This is a genomic window from Neobacillus niacini (assembly GCF_036961885.1).
In the GTDB taxonomy this organism is placed as follows: Bacteria; Bacillota; Bacilli; order Bacillales; family Cytobacillaceae; genus Neobacillus; species Neobacillus niacini_H.
Genome location: NZ_JBALNQ010000085.1, coordinates 1 through 16,432, shown reverse-complemented (window position 1 = coordinate 16,432; position 16,432 = coordinate 1). Strand labels below are relative to the sequence as shown.

General features: G+C 36.2%; 16 protein-coding genes. 15 read left to right on the top strand and 1 reads right to left on the bottom strand.

Going from position 1 to position 16,432, the window contains the following annotated elements; translation table 11 throughout:
- The first annotated feature begins 291 nt into the window (after window positions 1-291).
- The 12 genes from V7124_RS25580 to V7124_RS25525 all read left to right on the top strand — a co-directional run bounded on the left by V7124_RS25580 (window position 292) and on the right by V7124_RS25525 (window position 12,510).
- Window positions 292-1,077 (top strand): glycosyltransferase, encoded by a 786-nt coding sequence (locus V7124_RS25580; protein WP_335494657.1) that lies wholly within the window; start codon window positions 292-294, stop codon window positions 1,075-1,077.
- 140 nt (window positions 1,078-1,217) lie between these two features.
- A complete protein-coding gene (locus V7124_RS25575; protein WP_335419858.1) occupies window positions 1,218-2,567 on the top strand; it encodes an O-antigen ligase family protein in 1,350 nt (449 codons plus the stop codon).
- Window positions 2,564-3,400: a glycosyltransferase gene (locus V7124_RS25570; RefSeq protein ID WP_335494654.1), complete on the top strand. Its 837-nt coding sequence runs from the start codon at window positions 2,564-2,566 to the stop codon at window positions 3,398-3,400. Before V7124_RS25575 ends, V7124_RS25570 begins: the two co-directional genes overlap by 4 nt.
- Before the next feature lie 12 nt (window positions 3,401-3,412).
- The gene (locus V7124_RS25565; RefSeq protein WP_335419853.1) at window positions 3,413-4,120 is read left to right on the top strand and encodes a glycosyltransferase family 2 protein; all 708 of its coding nucleotides are present in this window, start codon (window positions 3,413-3,415) and stop codon (window positions 4,118-4,120) included.
- Between the two features lie 108 nt (window positions 4,121-4,228).
- Window positions 4,229-5,101: a glucose-1-phosphate thymidylyltransferase RfbA gene (rfbA, locus tag V7124_RS25560; RefSeq protein ID WP_335494650.1), complete on the top strand. Its 873-nt coding sequence runs from the start codon at window positions 4,229-4,231 to the stop codon at window positions 5,099-5,101.
- Window positions 5,102-5,122: 21 nt separating this feature from the next.
- On the top strand, window positions 5,123-5,683 hold the full coding sequence (rfbC, locus tag V7124_RS25555) for a dTDP-4-dehydrorhamnose 3,5-epimerase (protein ID WP_335419846.1): 561 nt from the start codon (window positions 5,123-5,125) through the stop codon (window positions 5,681-5,683).
- Window positions 5,684-5,697: 14 nt separating this feature from the next.
- Entirely contained in the window at window positions 5,698-6,720 is a 1,023-nt protein-coding gene (gene rfbB / locus V7124_RS25550; RefSeq protein WP_335419844.1) for a dTDP-glucose 4,6-dehydratase, read from the top strand.
- Window positions 6,720-7,571 carry a dTDP-4-dehydrorhamnose reductase gene (gene rfbD / locus V7124_RS25545; protein ID WP_335494647.1) on the top strand — a complete coding sequence of 284 codons (852 nt, stop codon included), beginning with the start codon at window positions 6,720-6,722 and terminating at the stop codon, window positions 7,569-7,571. Before rfbB ends, rfbD begins: the two co-directional genes overlap by 1 nt.
- A 47-nt stretch (window positions 7,572-7,618) precedes the next feature.
- A complete protein-coding gene (locus V7124_RS25540) occupies window positions 7,619-8,365 on the top strand; it encodes a LicD family protein (protein ID WP_335419840.1) in 747 nt (248 codons plus the stop codon).
- A 28-nt stretch (window positions 8,366-8,393) separates the two neighbouring features.
- The gene (locus tag V7124_RS25535) at window positions 8,394-9,848 is read left to right on the top strand and encodes an oligosaccharide flippase family protein (RefSeq protein ID WP_335419838.1); all 1,455 of its coding nucleotides are present in this window, start codon (window positions 8,394-8,396) and stop codon (window positions 9,846-9,848) included.
- A 394-nt stretch (window positions 9,849-10,242) separates the two neighbouring features.
- The gene (locus V7124_RS25530) at window positions 10,243-11,316 is read left to right on the top strand and encodes a glycosyltransferase family 4 protein (protein WP_335413269.1); all 1,074 of its coding nucleotides are present in this window, start codon (window positions 10,243-10,245) and stop codon (window positions 11,314-11,316) included.
- 129 nt (window positions 11,317-11,445) lie between these two features.
- On the top strand, window positions 11,446-12,510 hold the full coding sequence (locus tag V7124_RS25525) for a glycosyltransferase family 4 protein (protein WP_335413263.1): 1,065 nt from the start codon (window positions 11,446-11,448) through the stop codon (window positions 12,508-12,510).
- Window positions 12,511-12,567: 57 nt separating this feature from the next.
- On the opposite strand, the gene V7124_RS25520 is transcribed toward V7124_RS25525, so the two are convergent.
- Window positions 12,568-13,203 carry a YigZ family protein gene (locus V7124_RS25520; RefSeq protein ID WP_335494644.1) on the bottom strand — a complete coding sequence of 212 codons (636 nt, stop codon included), beginning with the start codon at window positions 13,201-13,203 and terminating at the stop codon, window positions 12,568-12,570.
- 256 nt (window positions 13,204-13,459) lie between these two features.
- On the opposite strand from V7124_RS25520, the gene V7124_RS25515 reads away from it, so the two are divergent.
- The 3 genes from V7124_RS25515 to V7124_RS25505 all read left to right on the top strand — a co-directional run bounded on the left by V7124_RS25515 (window position 13,460) and on the right by V7124_RS25505 (window position 16,278).
- A complete protein-coding gene (locus V7124_RS25515; RefSeq protein WP_335413259.1) occupies window positions 13,460-14,608 on the top strand; it encodes a sensor histidine kinase in 1,149 nt (382 codons plus the stop codon).
- A gap of 27 nt (window positions 14,609-14,635) precedes the next feature.
- A complete protein-coding gene (locus tag V7124_RS25510; protein WP_335413267.1) occupies window positions 14,636-15,322 on the top strand; it encodes a response regulator transcription factor in 687 nt (228 codons plus the stop codon).
- Window positions 15,323-15,438: 116 nt separating this feature from the next.
- Window positions 15,439-16,278 (top strand): DegV family protein, encoded by an 840-nt coding sequence (locus V7124_RS25505; protein WP_335494641.1) that lies wholly within the window; start codon window positions 15,439-15,441, stop codon window positions 16,276-16,278.
- Window positions 16,279-16,432: the final 154 nt, after the last annotated feature.

Genomic DNA, 16,432 nt, shown 5'->3' with positions numbered 1-16,432 from the left:
GGACACTTATAATCCAAATTATAATATTGAAGAACTATTAGTTCAATGGAAATAAATAATTTCTATTAAAAAAGTACAAATAACGACATGATAATGATATAATTTAGATTTGTTATAACATTACTGTAGAGTATTGTCGTTTACTTGCTGAAAATGTATGATTAGAATACGTTTGTAAGAAATACTATAACAAGTTGTATAATTTCCTTAAATATAGACGAATAAAAAGTGAAACTCGTTACAGATAATTTATGTCTAACTTTATATAGTTGTTGGAAGAAGGTGAAAATAATGTCTAATGCCAAAGTTGCTATTAGTATTGTTACATATAATAGTCAACATATTTTTAAGGTGCTTGAAAACCTTAAAGAAGAATTTTGTCAAGATAATCGATTCCGGTTTGTAATTTTTGATAATAATTCCAATGAAGATTATAAAAATCAGTTGAAAAAATACCAGGATTTTGCTGATATTAACTTTAATCAAGTAAACAATGGTTTTGGATTTGGCCATAATCATAATTTATTAAAAGCTAACGAGAAATATTTCTTGGTTTTTAATCCTGATGTTATTTTAGTTAGGGAAGATTTGCTGAAAATGCTGGAAATAATGGAGGAGGACAATTCAATTGCTCTATTAGTGCCTAAGATTTTAAATTCAGATGGTTCACCACAGCACTTAATGCGTGACCGTGTGTCCGTTTTTGATTATTTCTTAAGGTTTGTTCCCTTTCAGTTTGTAAAAAAAATGTTTGCTAAACGGCTTGCTTCTTATGAACTGAGAGATATAGCGAATGATCGGGAAGTTGATATTCGAATAGGCTCAGGTTGTTTTATGTTATTACGAGGTGACGACTTTAAAGAAGTAGGTGGTTTCGATGACCGCTACTTTATGTACTTTGAAGATTATGATTTGTGTATAGAACTAAAGAAAAGGAATAAAAGGATTGTTTATACACCATTTTCGCAAGTGGTTCATTATTATGAACGTGGTGCACATAAAAATTCAAAATTATTTAAGATTTTTATGAAATCGATGTACAAGTATTTTAATAAATGGGGATGGAGATGGTTCTAACCACATTCTTCCTTCCAAGTAAATGGTAAAAACTTTTTTCATATAAACTTCAATTATTATGAATAATAAATTGAAAACCAATGTCTAGGCAAAATGAATTAAATTATACAAATGTGTGGTAGTAGGAGAGGGTCACATTTATGAATAAATTTGAAAAAGTTTTATTAACGTTGTTTTTTGTTGAAATATTTGTGGGTGGTGGCGGGAGGCTCATCGATTTTGGTATTGTATCAATACGTCAGGTATTGTTTCTTCTCTTGCTATTAACCTTTGTTATTCGCATAGTAAAGGAAAAGGCCATTTTTAATAAGGAAATAAATACATTTTTTCGGTTTAATCCAGTAACTGTGGGAATATATTTACTAATTGCTTGGTTTTTTATCAGCATGGTTGTTGGATATGTTAACGGTCATCCGCTTGGTGCAATTATTACTGACTTTTTTAGGGTTTCATTCTTTGCACTTTATTTTCCATTAGCCTACTATATCTCAAATGACCGATTTTCATTAAAACGAATCATCTCGTTGTTGAAATATAGTGCATTAGCTGTAGCGATTTTTACCATTACTGTATCATTGCTTGGTAAAACGATCTTTGCTGCTAATTTCAAACCATTTTATGATTTTATGAACTGGATGATGAATGATGATTTATTCTTTAGACCGAGTAATAGCGTCTTCTATAAGAGTCATTTCTTCGTTTTAGTAGGACTTATTCTTTCACTAAATGATTTGTTGAATAGACATTATAAAAAATTGGATGTTTTCCTTGTCATTTTAGGATCGGTTTCTGTGCTTTGGTCAGAAACTAGAGGGTTTTTACTAGCGTTTATGCTTAGTATCTTAATGATTATTGTTCTAGATGTGAAAGTGATTGTTGATCAAATAAAAGGCTTATCACAAAAAATACAAAAGTTGGTTCAATCGCCGCAATTCATTAGGAAGTTTGCCATTTGTATTCTGGTAATGATAGCCGTCCCATTTATGTATAAATATATGACGTTGGAACGTTTTGAGGTAGTCACGATTGAAGAGGTACCAAATAATAATAAAAAAACTACAAACACTCAGAAAAAAGAAGTGGATGATGTTAGCGTTAATGCAAGGATGGAGTTTATTGCTGCATCTAAGGAAATATTACTCCAACCTGCAAACCTAATCATTGGAACTGGTTATGGGACAGAAATTGCAGGTAGAATCACCGGTATCGAAATGAGTTTCCTTGATATTTTATTGGAGCAAGGATTAATTGGATTAGCCATTTGGGGTTATTTATTTTTAATTATTTATTATAATTATTACGTTGCCTACAAGCGAGGTCAGCAGATAACTACAGTGGATATTTCATTAATGGCTGCTTTTATGGGCGTATTGTTATTAACCAACATTAATCCATTTATAAACAATCCAATTGGTATTAGCTTTTTCTTAGTATTACTTATTGTTTCCCAAAAGAAGAAAGACTTAAATACTAAAGAGGAATTCCAATGAAAATAACGATGGTTGTAGTCTTTTATCGACAAGAGCTTGAAAATAGTAAAACGGTACAAACCTTAAAGCAAACACTGCTCGTTAATAAAGATGCCCTTACTGAAATTGAATTGATTTTTTATGATAATAGTCCTGAAAGTCAAGACATCTCTTACTCAGACTATGAGGGGTTAAATTTATCTTATGTGCATGACCCGAGAAATTTGGGTTTGGTTCCTGCATATAATCATGCCTGGAATGTTGCCAAAGAAAATGGCAGTAAATGGCTGCTGCTTCTCGATCATGATACAGAACTCACGGATAATTATTTTAAAGAAGTCTTACACCTTCCTGAATTTGGTGAGGATGTGGCTGCGGTTGTACCAAAAATATACAGTGAAAATAGTATGATTTCACCTGTATATAGCTACTCCTTACGGCCATTAAAAGAGGACCGTCCTGCTGCAGGACTTCAAAAGCAGCCAGTTATGGCCATCAATTCTGGGGCATTAATCTCTGTTCCTTTTTTAAACGAACTAAGTGGCTTTAATGAAAGCTTTCCTCTAGATTACCTTGATCATTGGTTATTCTTTGAAATATATAACCATGGAAGAATGGTCTGGGTTGTAGATGTTTTCTTGGAGCATGAATTGTCGGTTATGGATTATAGCAGGGTATCACTGAAACGCTATCAAAGTATTTTGGATTCTGAAATGAACTTTTATAAAAATTACAAAAAAGACATCTATTCATCCTATCGAGTACAATTGGTCAAGCGTTTATTAAAACAAGTGGTAACCGTAAAAAATAAGAAAATTGCAATGTATACCTTTAAACGGCTTTTTTCAAAGTAAGGAGATTTTTTTATGAAAAAATCTGTGTGTGTCGCGACCTATAATGGTGCTAAATTTATTGTTCGACAACTGGATTCTGTTCTGAAACAGCTTAATCATATTGATGAAGTGATTGTCATTGATGATGGTTCAAAGGACAACACCATCGAAATAATTAAGGAAGCATATGGCAGCAGGGTTCAGGTCCATGTCAATGAAAAAAATCTTGGTCCAATCAAAAGCTTTGAAAGGGCGATATCTTTTGCAAAAGGAGATATCCTATTTCTATGTGATCAGGATGACATCTGGGAGGACCATAAGGTTTCTTCCGTTTTAAAGGCATTTGAGGAGCAAAATGCAGATCTTGTTATTCATGATGCTTTCGTAGTTGATGGAGATCTTACTGTAATCAACCCATCCTGGAATGATTATAACCATAACAACATAAATCAAGGGATAGTTGGGAATATTTTAAAAAACGCCTTTACTGGTGCATTTATGGCATTTAAAAAGGATCTTATTCCTGCTATCTTGCCATTTCCTGATGATATTGAAATGCATGATCAATGGATTGCGCTTGTCTGTATGATAAAAAAGAAGAAAATTGTTTTTATTCAAGAGCCGTTGATGAAATATGTCCGCCATGGCGGGAATGTTACAGGAATAAAAAAACGCCCGCTTCCTGTACAGTTAAAAGGAAGACTTAAAACGATTAAGGCGATAGCAGGTTACAAACGTTAAATTTTTGTTACATTTACTCTTTGTGTCTGTTCATACAGTACCCATTATTTATAATGAGATGGAAATTAAAAATGATTTTTTAGAAAAAATTTTAGGGAGTTGGCTTAAGTGAAAGGTATAATTCTAGCGGGTGGCAGTGGTACGAGACTTTACCCATTAACAAAAGTAGTTTCAAAACAATTATTACCTGTTTATGATAAACCAATGATTTATTATCCTCTTTCCGTATTAATGCTTGCGGGTATTAAGGATATTCTTATCATTTCGACACCTGAGGATACTGCTCGGTTTGAGCAAAGCTTAGGGGACGGTTCAGACTTAGGAATGAACTTTACATATAAAATTCAACCACATCCAGAGGGCTTAGCTCAAGCCTTTATTTTAGGCGACGAGTTCATTGGAGATGACAACGTAGCGCTTGTACTTGGGGATAATATCTTTTATGGACATGGCTTAACGGACCAGTTAAGAAAAGCAGCAGCTCGAGAAACAGGGGCAACGGTTTTCGGCTATTACGTTAACGACCCCGAACGTTTTGGGGTAGTTGAATTTGATGAAAATGGCATGGCAGTCTCCATTGAGGAGAAGCCGGAAGTACCTAAATCAAATTATGCTGTCACAGGTCTGTATTTTTACGATAACCGTGTCGTTAATATTGCAAAAAGTATTACACCGTCACCACGTGGTGAGTTAGAAATTACGGATATTAATAAAGCTTATTTGGAGATGGGCGAACTTAGCGTCGAACTTTTAGGACGTGGTTACGCTTGGTTGGACACAGGTACACATGCCTCACTACTGGAAGCATCTCAATTTATTGAAACAGTTGAAAAAAGACAATCCTTGAAAATTGCCTGTCTTGAAGAGATCGCTTATAAAATGGGTTATATTTCAAAAGAGAAACTACTAGAGCTTGCTGAGCCATTAAAGAAAAATCAATATGGTCAATACCTAATAAAAATTGCCAATCAAGGTAAGTAATCGACAAGGTGAGGTAAGAGCATGAATATTATTGAAACAAAAATACCTGATTTAAAAATTTTAGAGCCAAAGATATTCGGTGATCACCGTGGTTATTTTATGGAAAGCTATAATAAAGATTTATTTGAGTCTTTAGGTTTACATTATAATTTTGTTCAGGATAATCAATCCCTATCTGCAGCCGTTGGAACACTTCGAGGCTTACACTTTCAATTGAATCCAAAAGCACAAACAAAGGTTGTACGCTGTGTAACGGGTGCGATTTATGATGTTGCAGTGGATATTCGTCAAGGGTCGCCTACCTATGGACAATGGGTTGGAGTTATTTTAAGTGAGTATAATAAGCGCCAACTGTTAGTACCTAAAGGATTCGCCCATGGTTTTTGCACATTGGTGCCTGACACCACTGTTGCCTATAAAGTGGATGAATACTATTCACCTGAACATGATGGTGGAATTCTTTGGAATGATCCGGAATTGGGAATAGATTGGCCGACAAATAATCCAGTCCTTTCAGATAAAGATACAAAGCACCCTGTATTAAGTGCTGCAACACATCTAAATTTTGTGTACGAGAAATAGGAGGCATTACAAATATGAAATTATTAGTTACTGGCGGGGCTGGTTTTATTGGCAGCAATTTTGTCCGTTATATGGTAAATAAATACCCTGAGTACCAAATCGTTAACCTTGATTTGGTAACGTATGCTGGAAACCTTGAAAACCTCAAGGATATCGAAAATGCCCCAAACTATAAATTCGTTCGTGGCGACATTGCAAACACTGAATTTATCAATAGACTTTTTCAAGAAGAGAAGTTTGATTATGTGTTGAACTTTGCTGCCGAGTCACATGTTGATCGCAGTATTACCGATCCAGGAATCTTTGTACAGACTAATATCCAAGGGACATTGACGTTACTTGATGCGGCTAAGACATTAGGCGTAACCAAATACCTCCAAGTTTCAACAGATGAAGTATATGGTACTTTAGGTGCGACTGGTTATTTTACAGAGGAAACTCCATTGGCAGCGAACAGCCCATACAGTGCAAGTAAGGCTGGTGCAGACCTGCTTGTTCGTGCATACCATGAAACCTTTGGTTTGCCTGTGAATATTACGCGCTGTTCCAATAACTATGGACCGTTCCATTTCCCTGAAAAGCTTATTCCGTTGATGATCATCAATGCATTAAATGATAAGGAACTTCCGATTTATGGTGACGGATTAAATATTCGTGATTGGCTCCACGTGGAAGACCATTGCCAGGCGATTGATCTTGTTCTTCACAAAGGACGTAATGGAGAAGTGTACAATGTCGGCGGCAATAATGAGCGTACGAACATTGAGATTGTAAAAACGGTATTAAAACATTTGAACAAGCCAGAGTCATTAATGAAGTTTGTAACTGACCGCCCTGGTCATGACCGTCGTTATGCTATTGACGCAACGAAGCTGCGCACAGAGCTTGGCTGGTCTCCAAAATATAATTTTGATACGGGTATCGAACAAACCATTAACTGGTATTTAAATAACCGTGAGTGGTGGGAAAATATTATTTCTGGCGAATATCAGGAATATGTTAAAGCCCAGTATGGCGATAGATTAGAGGTAGAATAATGAGGGTTGTTGTTACAGGTGCAGCGGGCCAATTGGGGCAGGATGTTCTATTGGAGTTAGAACGAAAGAACCACCAAGCCTTTGGAACAGACCGGCAGCAATTAGATATTACCAATGAAGAGGCCGTTATCGCCTATATTAGTGAAGTGAAGCCAGATGTGATTTTGCACTGTGCTGCCTACACGAATGTGGATGGCGCAGAGGCAAATGAAGAAACAGCGTATCATATCAATGCTGCTGGTACGGAATACTTAGCAAAAGCTGCCAAGCTTAATGGTGCAAAAATGCTCCTTGTAAGTACTGACTATGTTTTTGATGGCACGGCTACTGAACCCTATGAGGTTGATGAGCCAACTAAGCCTCTCGGAGCTTATGGAAGAACGAAATTAGCTGGGGAACAGCTTCTTCAAAAGTATTTAGAGCAATTCTTCATTGTACGAACTGCTTGGGTATTTGGTGTCTATGGAAAAAACTTTGTTAAAACGATGATTCGCCTAGGCAAAGAGCGAGGAGAAATCGGTGTTGTTTATGACCAAGTAGGCTCGCCTACTTATACAGTTGATTTAGCACAATTCATGGTTCAATTAATGGAAACGGACAAATACGGAATTTACCATGCCACTAACAGCGGGGTATGTTCTTGGTATGAATTTGCAGTGGAAATTTTCAAGCAGTCTGATTTGAACGTAAAAGTTAATCCATTAACCTCCGATCAATTCCCAACTCCGGCGGCACGTCCTAAATATTCGGTGCTAAGTAAGGAGAAAATAAGCGAAATCGGGCTGACTCCACTTCGTGATTGGAAAGAGGCGCTAGCTGCTTATTTAAAAGAAACAACAGAGAAGAGCTGATATATATCAGTTCTTTTTTCAAATAAATAGATAGAGGGGGAATTTAAGTGAGCACAACATTTGAGAAAATGAAGTCCTACTTCCGAAATAGAAAGATATATAAAACGTTGCGGTCGAATCCAATATTACTAAAAATTAATCAACATTATCGAAGCAATCGGGAGGCCGAAAAACGGGAAGCTGTACACACATACGGGCTTGAGAGTCTTAAGTCAGTTAAAGAAGCATTTCAAGAGATAAAGCATGAATTTTGGCTGGACTATGGGACCTTGCTCGGTGCAGTACGCGAGAAGGATTTCATTGGACATGATGCGGATATTGATGTAGGGACATTTTTCACTGGAAATGAAAGTGCTAAAAGACTTGAACTGGCAATGAAAAAACGTGGTTTCGAAAAATCACGTGAATTTTGGATGGATGAAAAAATAGTTGAAGAGACATACCTATTTAAAGGCGTAAATCTAGATGTTTTTTATTATTACCCTAGCGAGGATAAAGATAAAATTCATTGTTATGCAACAGAAGAAGGAGAAAAAACGGTTTATCAAGAACTCGAAGAATACACAGTAGTCACTGGACTTACTGTAAAAAGGCTCACCTCAACATATACCGGCAGTACATTGATTGACTTTAAAGGTGATAAATTTCCAATTCCAGAAAGTTATCATCAGTATCTTGTAGATAATTATGGCCCTACCTATATGATTAAGGATGAAAACTGGGAATTCTCAAAATTAGATATAGATGTTTTACCATTCAGGGATAATACTAGGGCTATTTTAAACAAAAAATAAAACGGCAAACTGAACAGAAGGGTTTTTTATGAAAAAATCGCTTTTTAAGAACATCTTATATAAGGTAATACTAAATATCTTTAATCTGATCCTTCCGATTTTAGTGGGACCTTATGTAAACAGGGCACTTGGGCCGAAATCACTCGGAAACGTTCAATTCACAGAATCCATTTATAGCTATTTTCTTATCTTTGCCAGCTTTGGGGTTTATCAGTACGGTGTTCGCGAAATGAGCCGTGTTAAGGATGATAAACAAAAGACTAGCCAATTGTTTACGAGTTTATTTCTAATCAGCTCTGTAACAGGTATCACTGCCTTATGTATTTATTTAGGTTTTAGTTATTTTAAATATGGTGATGCGGTTATTTTCCCTATTCTGCTGATCTTTGGCTTAAACCTTATCGTCAATATTTTCTTTGTTGAATGGGTTAATGAAGCAATGGAGAATTATGACTTTATTACCATAAAAACAATTATTGTCAGAAGTATTTATATCATCCTTATTTTTACCTTTGTTAACACATCGAAGGATTACAATCATTATGCATTATTATTGGTTGTTGCTGCATTCCTTAATAATATAATCAGTTTTGTGTACATTAAAAGGAAAATCAAGTTCGATTTTAGCAATCTAAGTATAAAGCGGCATTTAAAGCCGATGTTTCTTGTCGTCGTCTTTTCTAATGCCAATGTGTTGTATACGCTGCTTGACCGATTTATGCTTGGAGAATACGTTAATTCAAAAGCTGTTTCTTTTTATGTTATACCTCAACAGATAATGGGTATTATAAATGCATTGATGCTAAGTGTTGTCCAGGTAACAATTCCAAGATTGTCCTACATTTTAAGTACAAATGATGAAAAATCATACTTGATTTTACTTAATAATATTTCAAAGGTATATTTTGCCTTTTTGTTCCCGGCATCTGTAGGATTATTTTTACTATCGGATGTGGGAGTACTAATCTATGGCGGTACTGAATTCATGGATGCAGCTCCTGTTCTAAGTATGTTTGCAATATATATGATTTTCCTTGGAATGGATTCCATCCTTGCAAATCAGGTTATATATGTAAAAAAGAAAGAAAATATTTTAGTACGCTTGATTTTCCTATGCGGGTTTATCAATCTTATTTTAAATATTAGCTTATTAAAATTAGGCTTATTTACACCAACAAATGCGATTATTACCACTTCCGTTTCTACATTAATTCTGAACTTATTAGAATATGGCTATATTCGAAGATATTTAAAAGTTGATTTTCGCTTGTTCGAATTCGGAAAATTTAAGTATCTATTTTATGCCTTACTGTTTATTCCTGTTACGTACGGAATTAGACATTTTGTTTCTGGGCCAATCCCATTATTCATTTCGATCGTTATCGTGAATTCGATTGTCTATGGCGTTATTTTAATTGTGACCAAGGATTTAGTTTTCCAAATGTTCCTTGATAAAATAAAAAAACGTTCTAATCAAGCATAAACTAAAATGCCCTTTCGGTATCACCATTAAAAGGGCATTTTATAGATAGATATTGTGAATTATTTATCATTAATGAAACTTTTTAGTGTTGTTATCGTCTATTTAATTAGATCCATAATCGGACCAACATAATTTTGGAGATTTTGTGAAAATATAGTATTAATTAGGAAGATTGATAAGCCTTTATTTAGTCAATTAATCATTATTTTTTCAGCTACTTAATCATTAAAATGTATTTTTTTGGTAAATAGTTTTATTAAAAGTGAGTTTATTTCTATTATTGACTATGCTATAATCCAAAGGATACATTAAACTAATTAGAAAAATATAGATTAATATATTAATAAATAAATTATTATCCATATCTTTTCTGGATACAACTATGGAGGACGTTATGTTATATCTAACTCTAGCAATCTGTTTTTTTGCGTCAATTTTACTCACACCGTTGGTTAAGAAACTAGCATTTAAGATTGGTGCAACAGATAAACCAAACCATCGAAAAGTTCATTCAAAAATAATGCCTCGACTTGGGGGATTAGCGATATTTTTAAGTTTTTTAATAGGAATACTGATTATTAATCCATCTTATGAACTGTTCGGAGAATTCCATCTTTCGATTGTAATTGGCAGTGCCATTATCATTTTGACCGGTATGCTGGATGATGTGAAGGAGATTTCTCCAAAGTTAAAACTGGCAGGACAGATTGCTGCAGCAGCTGTAGTAGTTATTTATGGAGGTTTACAGGTAGAGTTTATTAATATACCTTTTGGTGGTGTAATAGACTTTGGTTATTTAAGTATTCCATTAACGATGATTTGGATTATCGGGATTACAAATGCGATTAATCTAATTGATGGGTTAGATGGCTTGGCAGGCGGAGTTTCCACGATTGCGTTACTTTCTATTGCTGGAATGTCATTTCTAACAGGTAACCCATATGTAACGATCATGGCATTGATTGTTGCGGCTAGTACAGCAGGATTTCTAATCTATAACTTTCATCCAGCGAAAATCTTTATGGGAGATACTGGTGCCTTGTTCTTAGGATATATTATTGCTGTTCTATCATTGCTAGGTTATAAAAATATTACATTTATCTCATTAATCATTCCAGTTATTATTCTCGGCGTGCCAATTTCTGATACGTTCTTCGCAATCATTCGTCGACTAGTGAACAAGCAGCCGTTATCAGCACCTGACAAATCACATCTTCATCACTGTTTATTGAAATCAGGGTTTACACATCGTCAAACAGTCTTGTTAATCTACTTAATGGCTGCACTTTTTGGTTTAGCAGCATTTATTTTCTCCCAATCAACTGTTTGGGGTTCAATAATTATCATCATATCGCTGTTAATAACCATCGAGTTGGTCGTTGAAAGTATAGGTCTTATTCGCGAAGATTATAAACCGCTCTTGAAGTTTCTTAAAGGACTCAAGCCGGTTAATGTGAAAAATAGATAAGCAATAAAAAGGAAAAGTCTAAAACAAACGTTTTAGACTTTTTTTAAAAAAAAATTTCCTGTTTTTCACAATAATTTAAGTGTTTTTGAATTTGCTTTTATGGACAAGATACTATCGAGGAGGTTCGCAATGCTTTTTATTACCTTGATAGTATGTTTTACCATCTCAATTCTTATTACTCCACTAGTAAAAAAATTCGCTTTTCTTATTGGAGCTACGGATAAGCCAAATCGTCGAAAGGTTCATCAATCGACGATGCCACGACTTGGTGGATTAGCCATTTTTATCAGTTTTATTGTTGGAATCATGATATTAAAACCGATAAATCCTGCCTCTATTGCCATTCTTATCGGTAGTGCCATTATTGTCATTACTGGTATTTGTGACGATTTGTTTGAACTTTCAGCTAAGTACAAGCTTATCGGACAATTACTAGCAGCCTTTACTGTTGTCTTCTTAGGCGATCTTCAAGTTGTTTTTATTAATCTTCCATTTGGAGGACACCTTGAATTAGGATACTTAAGTATACCGTTTACCATTCTTTGGATCGTTGGGATTACCAATGCCATTAACCTTATTGACGGGTTAGATGGACTTGCAGCCGGTGTATCCTCAATCGCTTTGGTTACCATTTCTGGAATGGCACTTATCCAAGGAAATCTATTTGTAGTGGCTGTCGGTACGATTGTCTTAATGGGGACACTTGGCTTTCTCTTCTATAATTTCCATCCCGCGAGTATTTTTATGGGGGATACAGGGGCATTATTTTTAGGATTCATTATTTCTGTTCTCTCCTTGTTAGGATATAAAAATGTAACCTTTATTTCATTTATCATTCCCGTCATTATCCTTGGCGTTCCAATATCGGATACCTTTTTTGCCATTATGCGAAGAATTATTAACCATCAACCCTTATCTGCACCGGATAAATCTCATTTACATCATTGTCTTTTAAGGCTTGGGTATTCTCATAGGCAAACGGTGTTACTAATTTATGCGATGGCATCCATGTTTGGCCTGGTTGCAGTTATATACTCACAGGCGAGAATTGGTGTTTCCGTCTTATTAATCGGAGTTCTAATCATTGTAATGGAGCTTATTGCTGAAAAAATAGGATTGATGGGAAATGACTTTCACCCATTGTTAAAAATACTCCGTATGTTTAGGATTAGTACGGCAAAAAATCGGTCATAAAAAAGAGACTGACCCATAATGGCATTTACTGTGTCATTAGAGTCAATCTCTTTTACTCTATAGCAGCACTTCCAAATAATCCGTTTCCCCATTTTTAATAGCTGCCTGTCCATTTGTAAGTTCAATGATCCAATCATGAAATGCACCTACTTGACCTTCATCCACATAAACCTCAATTTCCACTTTCTCAAGATAGTGAATTTCCTTTATAATATACTCCGACTCACGAAGTTCCTTTTCTACCTTCCCAAGCCAAGTATAATCAATTGTCACATGGATAATTTGAACGAGTCTTCTCTCAACAATTCCCGTATGATCTAAACCTTCTGATGTAGCCTTGCCATAAGCGCGAATCAGTCCGCCTGCCCCTAATTTAATTCCTCCAAAGTAGCGGGTAATAACGACTACTGTATCTTTAAGCTTCCTTTTCTTTAACACCTCAAGAATCGGAACGCCTGCAGTCCCACTGGGTTCTCCGTCATCGCTGGCCTTTTGAATTAGATCATTTTCACCAATCAGATAAGCAGAACAATTATGGGAGGCATCCCAATACTTTTTCTTTAATCCTTGGATAAATTCCTGGGCCTCTATTTCTGTTTCTACCCTTTTAATATGAGCAATAAATCGTGATTTTTGAATAACAATTTCATGTTCACACACTTCCTGCCTAACTGTAAAATACCGAGATAACATAGTCGTTTCTCCTTTCGTAGCACATACAAGTAAATAAAATATTGGTGTAATATAACTTTAATATATAAGTAATTTTCTCATGTTATAATTAATAATGCTTAAGGAGTGTAAAAGTAGTTTTTAACAAAGCAGTATAGCTACCCAATATTATACTACCTATGCACTAGGAAGTTGGGAAATTTTTTGGTTTAACGCATGGATATAGTAAAATATGCCGATAAGCGTTAAACTAGAAAAAAGGTCTCTGGAGGAGAGCATGGCGAAAATTCAGAAGATTAATATAAAATCAATTGATGAAATTCGTGAAGAGATGATTGAAACCGTCACGAGCAGTAAAAGTGATATCTTTCAAATAAGTGAGCAATGCCGAAAAGATTACGAAAGTATGACAAATGAACTAAGAAGCATTAAAGACATGATGGTAAAGCTGGTTGCGGAAGAAGAGCGCTTAGAGGAACTGGTTCTAAAAGCCAGATTAACTTTATCAGAACTTAGTATGAATTTCAAAGCCTATTCTGAGGCTGAAGTCAGGGAAGCATATGAAAAAGCACACCAGCTGCAAATGGACCTTTCCATTAATTGGCAGTATAAAAAACAGCTATTGGATAAACGGTCGGATCTCGAGCGCAGACTTTTGGGGTTAGACGAAACGATTGACCGTGCAGATCAACTCATTTCGCAGATTTCCGTGGTCATGAATTACCTCATGAGTGACTTGAAGCTTATGGGTGAAGAGTTGCAGAATGCAAAGGCAAAACAGGATTTTGGCTTAAAAATTATTGAAGCTCAAGAAGAAGAGCGTAAACGGTTATCGAGGGATATTCATGATGGGCCAGCACAAATGCTTGCAAATGTTATTATGAGATCAGATTTAGTTGACCGTGTTTATAAGGAGCAGGGACCAGAGGAGGCATTTAAAGAGATTGGCAGTTTCAAAAAAATGGTCCGTGCCGCACTTTATGAGGTTCGGAGAATCATCTATGACCTTCGTCCGATGGCCCTTGATGATTTAGGCCTAGTCCCTACCCTCAGAAAATACTTACAAACAATCGAAGAATATCATAACAAGTCGAAAATTGAACTTATTTACATTGGATTAGAACGCAGGTTACCTACTAAGTATGAAGTTGCTTTATTCAGATTGATCCAAGAATCCGTTCAAAATGCTTTAAAACATGCCGATGCCTGTGAAATAAAGGTAAGGCTGGAAATGAACAAGCATGAATTAACCGTTCTAATCAAGGATAATGGTTGTGGTTTTGATACGAACAAAAAAAAGCCAGATTCCTTTGGAATGATTGGGATGAAAGAACGGGTGGAGCTTCTAGAAGGGAATATTGCATTTGAATCGAAGGTAGGAAAAGGAACAGCTGTATTTATTGTCGTTCCTTTACCGTCTAAATAAAAAAATTGTGGAGCAGGAGGGAACAATATTATGACTAAGATTGCGATTATCGATGACCATCAACTTTTCAGAGAAGGGGTTAAACGAATTCTCGAATTTGAAAAAGCATTCCAAGTTGTTGCTGAAGGTGATGACGGCAGTGATGCGGTAAATATAGTAAGTGCTTATAATCCTGATGTAGTGATCATGGATATTAATATGCCTCAAATGAACGGGATTGAGGCAACACGTGAGCTTACTGCTAGATTTCCGGATACCAAAATAATTATCTTATCTATCCATGATGATGAGAACTATGTGACACATGCACTCCAAACCGGTGCAAGAGGGTATCTGCTTAAGGAAATGGATGCAGACGCACTGATTGAGGCTGTTCGCGTTGTGGCTGATGGTGGATGCTACTTGCATCCAAAAGTTACTCATAACTTAGTGAATGAATATCGCAAATTGACTGCTGGACGCACAGGCGGTGGTGGTGCATTTGTTCAAACACTTGAGCTGCGTCGCCCACTTCATTTGCTAACGCGCCGCGAATGCGAAGTACTGCAAATGCTTGCGGATGGAAAAAGTAACCGAGGAATCGGTGAGGCTTTATTCATCAGTGAAAAAACGGTGAAAAATCATGTCAGTAACATTTTACAAAAAATGAACGTGAATGACCGTACACAAGCGGTTGTTTCAGCTATCAAAAACGGCTGGGTTGAAGTTCGTTAAAATAGTACGAAGGGCACACTCTGTTGAAGGGTGTGCCCTTTTTTTGCTTAAAAATGCAATTTGATGCGTTTTCATATAAAATAGAACAAAACAGAATGTTAAGGATGGAATTTATTATGAAAACCGCCGTTATTGTCGATAGTACCGCTTACATACCAAAAGAAATACGCGATGAATGGAATATTCATATGATCCCGTTAAATGTGATCTTTGGTGACGAGGCGTATCGCGAAGAAATAGATCTTACTGCAGCAGAATTTTACCAATTAGTAAAAGAGAAAGAACTCCCGACTACCTCCCAGCCAGTAATCGGACAGTTCGTTGAGCTATTTGAGCGTTTGTCGAAAGAATATGAATCAGTAATCTGTGTCCACCTCTCCAGCGGAATCAGTGGCACGTATGCTGGATCGATAACTGCCAGTACGATGGTAGAAAATATCAATGTCTACCCATTTGATTCTGAACTTAGTTGTATGCCACAGGGTTTCTATGCCGTGGAAGCAGCAAAAATGGCTTTAAATGGTGAAGAAACTGTTAGGATCATGGAACGACTTGAAGAATTAAAGAAAACCGCCCGAGCCTATTTTATGGTCGACGATTTGTCCCATCTGCAGCGCGGGGGTCGACTTTCCAGTGCCCAAGCGATTATTGGCAGTCTGTTGCAGGTGAAACCCCTGCTTCACTTTGAAAATAAGGTCATTGTTCCATTTGAAAAAATCCGTACCCGAAAAAAAGCAATGAAACGAATTGCCGATCTATTAGGGGAGGACGCTGCCAGTGGTGAAAATTATCAAGCCGTCATCATCCATGCTAATCGCGAGGACGAGGCAGTAGAATGGAAGTCTGACCTCGCTTCATTAAATCCAAACGTAGAGTTCTCCATCAGCTACTTTGGTCCAGTCATTGGAACTCATTTAGGAGAAGGAGCCATGGGACTTGGTTGGATGAAAAAATAAGGATTAGGAGCCAGGCTAATGGCAGCTTGGCTTTTTTATTTAGAGTACTACATAAGCCTTAAGTACAAATCTTTTAGTGGCCTGTTGGGATTAGTCCTCAATCCCCTACATTGGGGACAAAACCTAGGTCGGGCCATTGAAGATTAGTCCTCAA